The sequence below is a fragment of the Arenimonas sp. genome (assembly GCF_019459675.1).
Classification (GTDB): Bacteria; Pseudomonadota; Gammaproteobacteria; order Xanthomonadales; family Xanthomonadaceae; genus Arenimonas.
Map to the genome: position 1 here is coordinate 1 of NZ_JAIBFH010000384.1, position 6,296 is coordinate 6,296.

General features: G+C 70.9%; 2 protein-coding genes. Both read right to left on the reverse strand.

Going from position 1 to position 6,296, the window contains the following annotated elements; translation table 11 throughout:
• On the reverse strand, positions 1–1,795 hold a 1,795-nt coding region (pbpC, locus tag K0M70_RS12750), incomplete at its 3' end, for a penicillin-binding protein 1C (protein WP_290782514.1).
• A gap of 82 nt (positions 1,796–1,877) precedes the next feature.
• Positions 1,878–6,296 (reverse strand): alpha-2-macroglobulin (locus K0M70_RS12755; protein WP_290782516.1); only part of this gene is annotated, 4,419 nt, incomplete at its 5' end.

A 6,296-nucleotide genomic window follows, 5' to 3' on the forward strand; every position in this document is an offset into this window, starting at 1 on the left:
TTTCTTGGCACTGGGCGTTCGGGTCGTCCTCCGGCGGCAGCCCCTGGGGCCAGCTGCCGTCGAGCTTGCGCACGGTTCGGGGCATGCGGGTTGGGCGGCGCGGGGCACCGGCGCGCGGCAGGCTGTCCACCACTTCGAACAGCAGCGGCAGCGCCGTGTTGGCGCCGGACTGCCCGGGCAGCGGCGTGCCATCGGGCCGGCCCACCCACACCCCCACCGTGTAGCGGGCGGTGCCGCCCAGCGCCCAGGCGTCGCGGAAGCCGTAGCTGGTGCCGGTTTTCCAGGCCACGCGCGGCCGGCCGCTGGTGTCGAAGGCCTCGTCGCGCTGGCCCGGGCGTCCATGCTGTTCAAGGGTTTCGCGGATGATCCAGGCCGCGCCCGGCGACAGCAGCCGGCGCTCGCGCAGCGGCGTGCCGGCGGCGTAGCGCACCTGGCCGGCAAGACCCTCGGCGTTGAGCGCCCGGTACGCGCCCACCAATTCTTCCAGGCGCGTGCCGGTGCCGCCCAGGATGATCGACAGATTGGGCTTGGCGCCGCGCGGCAGGCGCAGCTGCACCCCGGCGTGGGCCATCCGTGCAGTGAAGCGCTCGGGACCCACGCGATCGAGCATGTCCACGGCGGGCACGTTGAGCGACAGCCGCAGCGCCTGCGCCACCGACACCGGCCCGTTGAACGCCGGGTCGAAGTTGGCCGGCCGGTAGTCGCCGAAGCTCTGCGGCGCATCCACCAGCAGGCTTTCCGAATGCACCAGGCCGTCGTCCAGCGCCAGGCCGTAGAGGAAGGGCTTGAGCGTGGAGCCGGGCGAGCGCGTGGCGCGCACCATGTCCACGTGGCCCAGGCGCGTGGCGTCACCGAACTTCAGCGAGCCCACGTAGGCGCGCGCCTCCAGCGTGGCGTTGTCCACCACCAACAGCGCCGCCGACGTGCGCTCGGGCAGCTGGGAAAAATAGCCGGCCAGGCGCTGTTCCAGCACCCGCTGCAGGCTGGCGTCGATCGTGCTGCGGACACGCGACTGTCCGGGATGGGCGGCGCGCAGGCGCTGCGCCAGCAGCGGCGCCGACATCGGCGGCTGCAGGCGGCGGGCCACCACCGGCTCGATGCGCGCGTCGTCCACCTGCGCCGGCGTCCATGCGCCCAGTGTCGCCATGCGCGCCAGCACTTTGTCGCGTGCAGCGCGGGCGGCATCGGGGTGGCGGTCCGGCCGCAGGCGGCTGGGCGCCTGCGGCAGCACAGCCAGCAGCGCTGCCTCGGCCTGCGACAGGCTGGCCGCCGGCTTGCCCAGGTACGCCCAGCTGGCCGCCTCCACGCCGACGATGGTGCCGCCGAACGGCGCATGGTTGAGGTAAAGGGAAAGGATCTCGTCCTTGGAATAGCGCCACTCCAGCTGCAGCGCGCGCAAGGCCTGGCGCAACTTGCCCTGCGGCGTGCGCGAATGCGGATCGAGGATGCGCGCCACCTGCATGGTCAGCGTGGAGCCGCCGGACACCACGCGGCCGTTGCGCAGCCACTGCCAGGCGGCGCGCGCCATCGCCAGCGGGTTGATGCCCGGGTGGCGGCGGAACCAGCGGTCTTCGTAGGTCACCAGGGCCTGCACGTAGTGCGGCGAAACCTGATCAAGGGTGACGGGGTAGCGCCACACGCCGTCGCGGTTGGCGAAGGCGCGCAGCGGCGTGCCGTCGGCGGCCAACACCACCGCGCCGCCGTCGCCCGTATCCGGGATGGGCGGCGGGAACAGCCGGTCCAGTCCGAACGCCAGCAACAGCAGCAGCGCGCCAGCGGCGAGGACGCGGCGCAACCACGCCCGCGGAGGGCGCTTGCCCGCGGCAGGCCGGGACAGCCCCGCCGCGGCAGCGGCGGTGACGCGCGCCCTGCGCACGCTATGGCTGGACGACGGTCACGGTCGCCGGGTTCGCACGGCCCACCCCGCGAAGCTCGGGCCGGTACATGTCCTCCACCTGCGGCGGCGGCACCACATAGGTGCCGGGCGTCACCGCGCGGACCAGGTAGAACAGCTGCGCCTTCTGGCCCGCATAGAGCTTGAGCGCCGCCACGTAGCGATCGTCGCGGTACTCCTCGTGGACGATTTCCGAGGCGCTGCTGCGGTCGGTGATGGTGATGCCTTCGATGGTGACGTCGGACCACTGTTCGGGCGCGGCCAGGTTGAGGTTCTCTATTTCCAGGCCGGCCGGCAGCAGGTCCACCAGCAGCGCATCGGGCATCGCCTCGCGCACTTCGACGCTCAGCGCGGCCACCAGCACCTGGCCCTCCTTCAAGGGGCCCGGCTTCCACGCCGTGCCGTCGGGGTTGTACCAGGTGCGCTTGACCACGATGTCGGTCTCGTCCACCGCGGGCGCCGTGCGCGGCACGCCGACCACGTCCACGATGGCGAACAGCGGCTGTTCGGCCTGGGGTGCAAAGCGCACGCCCGCGGCCAGGTCGCCGTAGCCGAAGTCGCTGCTGAACAGGCGGTCGGCGGCGACCGGCGTGGCCTGCGCACCCACGCTCAGCTGCCCCGAGAACGTGGCCTCGGCGTCCAGCGCCAGGCCCTTGCCCAGCCGCGCCAGCGCGATCTGTTCCTGCGTGCTCAGCCAATAGTGGCTGGCGGAGCCGCGGGCCTGCAGGTCGCGCGAAAGCGCAAGCAGTCGCGCGTCCTGGTCGCCGCCGCTGCGCTTGTTCTCGTGAAGCAGCGCCAGCATCAGGCTCTGGTCGCGCAGGTCTGAACCGTAGTCGCCCAGCCAACGCGGGCGTGCGTCCTTCTTGGCCAACGCTTCGGCAATGGCCTTGCCGGCGCGCGCCTCGTCGCCCTGCATCGCCAGGGCCAGGCCCAGGTGCATCAGCGGCAGGCCGGTGAGCGACTTGCCGCGCTCGTTGTCGTACAGCGCGCGCAGCGTGCCCAGCGGCGCGCGGTTCACCTTGGCCAGCACGTAGCCAGCCTGCGCCTGGTAGGCGAAACGCAGGTGGTCGGAGGCGTCGTAGGCATAGAAAGGCACGCCGCCGGTCAGCAGGTCTTCGCTGAGGCGCTCGAGCGTCTTCTGCAGCATCGCGTCGGGCACCGCGAAGCCGGCATCGCGGGCATTGAGCAGGAACTCGGCGATGTACGGCGTCAGGATGGCCGCAGTATCACTGCCGCCCCACATCGAGAAATGGCCGTTGCCCGACTGCAGCGCCGCAAGTCGGCTGAACGCACCCTCCATGCGCTTGCGCCGCGCCTCTTCGTCCAGTCCGGCAAAGCCCATGCGCCGGGCGCTGTCGGCGTCCAGCAGCAGGGCCGCATAGCCGCGGGTGGTGGTCTGTTCAACGCAGCCGTAGGGGTAATCGAGCAGGTCCTGCAGCGCACGCGCGAACGGAATCGGCGGCTGCGTCGTCAGCGTCATGCGCGCCGACACCGTGCCCGGCATCAGGCCAGCGGCCAGCTCGCCGCCCAGCGCCAGCGAGGTGCCCGGCTGCACTGTCTGCGCACGCGAACGCGACACGCTGCCCCAGGCCGCCCTTACCGGCACGTCGAACTCGCGGTTTACCGTGAAGCCGCCGCCCTCCACGCGCAGCTTCAGCGTGCCCACGCCAAAGCCCTCGGTGCCGCTGAGCACGTAGGTGAGCGTGGACTTCGCGTCCGGCGCCAACGACACCTTGCGGCGTTCGCCGGCAACCGCGATCGGGCCCGTGGTGTCGAAGTTGACGCTGAACTCTCCCGCCGCGCCGGTGTAGTTCTGCAGGTCCAGCGTGACCGTGCTGCGGTCGCCCGGAGCCAGGGCCCGCGGCGCGCTCACCTCGGCCAGGATCGGCGCGCGCAGGATGCTTTCGCTGTGGCCCTGCCCGTAGACCTCGTCGCTGTAAACCAGCGCCGATACCCGCAGCGTGCCGTTGAAGTCCGGCACCATCACGTCCACCTTGGCCTGGCCCTTGGCATCAAGCTTCACGGGACCCGCGAACAGGTCCACCGTCTGCACGCGCGCGGTCGGGCGGCGTGCCTGCGGCAATGCCAGCAGCGCCATGTCGCCGCCAAAGCGCAGCGTGGCCGACTCGCCTTCGAAACTCTCGATAACGCGGCCGTAAAGATCGTGCGCATCCACGCCCAGGCGCCGCTGCGCGAAGAAATGCGCGGCCGCGTCGGGCACCGGGAACCGGGTGATGTTGAGGATGCCCACGTCCACCGCCGCCACCGTGGCCCAGGCGGTCTTGCCGGCCAGCGCAGGCGCACTGATGGTCACCGGCAGCGCCTGCTCGGGGCGCGTCTGCCGGGGCGCTTCCACCGTTACGGGCACGGTGCGCAAGGCACGGTCCATGGGCACGTGCGCCACGCCAACCGCGCGCGCCGGCGTCACCTTTTCAACCGCCGATCCGCCGCGCAGCACCAGCGCGGTGATGTAGATGTCGTGCCGCTCCCATTCCTCGGTTACCTTGAGTTCGTAGGTTTCGCCAGGCTTGGCCAGCAGCGGCTGCACGTGCAGCAGCTTGTCCGATTCCACCACCAGCACGCCCTGGCCCGGCTGCGGCGGCGTCACGGTGATGCGCAGTGTGTCGCCGGCGCGGTAGCTGGTCTTGTCCAGCGACAGCTTCACCTTGTCGGGGCGCGCGTCCAGGCCGCGGTTTTCGTTGTCCCAGCTCCAGCCCGCCACGAACGGCAGGCGGGTAATCAGCCCGGTTTCCGGGTCCAGCACTTCCAGCCGGTACTCGCCCCACTCCACCTGGAAATCAACGCGCGTATCGCCGTCGGCGCGAGCCGACACGTCGCGGGTTTCCACGGTTTCGTAGCGCGCGGTGTAGTCGTAGCCCCAGCCGCCGCCCTCGTCCTGGCTCCAGAGGTAGTCACGGCGCTCGCGCACCAGGCTGACCTTGAGCGGCTTGGATGCCAGGCGCTGGCCCGCGGCGTCGGCGCGCATCAGGTTGAAGCCGGCCACGCCGTTGGCGGACGAACCTTCCTTCATGTCGAACAGCGGGCGCACGCCCACCAGCGCGGGCGCCGGCCACAGCGTGCGCTTGAGGCTGCGGGTGACGGTGCGGCCGCCGCTTTCGTAAACGCTGCCGCTGACCACCACGGCCACCGGCGCGCCGGGCGCGGCGGCTTCTTCCGGCAGCGGCAGGGCCGCGGTGAGCTTGCCCTGCGCGTCCAGCGCCTGGTCCAGCGCGTCCGTGGCGTCCTTGGGCATGGTGATGGTGGGGTCGCCGAAGTAATGGTCGGGGAAAGCCTCGAGCGGATGCTGGTCGGCCGTGACCGACAGGCGCGCCGTGAATCGGTTGCCGGCGGCGGGTGCACCGTACAGATACGCCGCATCCACCACCAGCGGGAACGGTTCACCCGGTGCCAGCGTCGGCTTGGCGCTGGCCAGCTCGAGCTTCATGCGCTCGGGCAGGAACTCCTCGATGCGCAGCGACATGCCCTGCACCACTTCGGCGGCGCCCGGCGCGGTGCGGAACTCCACCTGCCAGCGGCCGGTCGGCACGTCGGCCGGCAGCGCCTGGGTCCAGCTGTAATAGCCACCCTCGCCCGCTGCCAGCTGCGTTTCCAGGAACACCTTGCCGTCGGGCTGCTTGAGGCTCAGGAACAGCGGCTGCGCCTTCACCGCGCGGCCGTCGTAGTCGCGCATCAGCGCCGAAAGACGCAGGGTTTCGCCAGGCCGGTACAGGTCGCGTCCCGACCAGGCGAACACGTCGAACCAGGCCTGCTTGCGGCCTGCCACCGAGAACTCGGACAGGTCCAGCGCCGGCTGGTTGAACGGTAGCAGGGACACGTCGTTGCCGCTGCGCGCCACCAGCACGTGGCTGGCGTCGAGCTTGTAGGCCACCAGCGCATTGCCGCTGGCGTCGGTGTCGGCCTTGGCCACCACTTCACCGGCGCGGTTGAGCACGCTCAGGGCGATGCTGCCCGCAGGGTCGCCGGACTTGAGCGAGGCGGTATGCACGAACACCGAATCGCCGTAGGCACGCAGGTGCAGGCCGATGTCGGAAACGAAGAAGGTGGCCGTTTCGTAGTCGTCGCCATAGGCGCCGACCTTGCGCATCAGGGCGAAGTACAGCCCTGGCTCCTGCAGCTGCGCGATGTTCTGCACCGGCAGGTAGGTCAGCTGGCGCTGGTTGTCGGCGCCGCCCAGCACGAAGCGGTTGAGGTAAACCGAATCGGCCACGCGCGTGATCGCCACGCGGTCCTGCCACTCGCTGTCGCCCAGCTCCCAGCCGCCGCGCCGTCCGCCGCGCTGGTAGCTGACGAAAAAGTTCGCCACCTCGGCGTCGCGCACGCGCAGGAATTCGACGTCCACCTCGCCCACGTTCACCGACACCACCGGCAGGCCGCGGGTTGT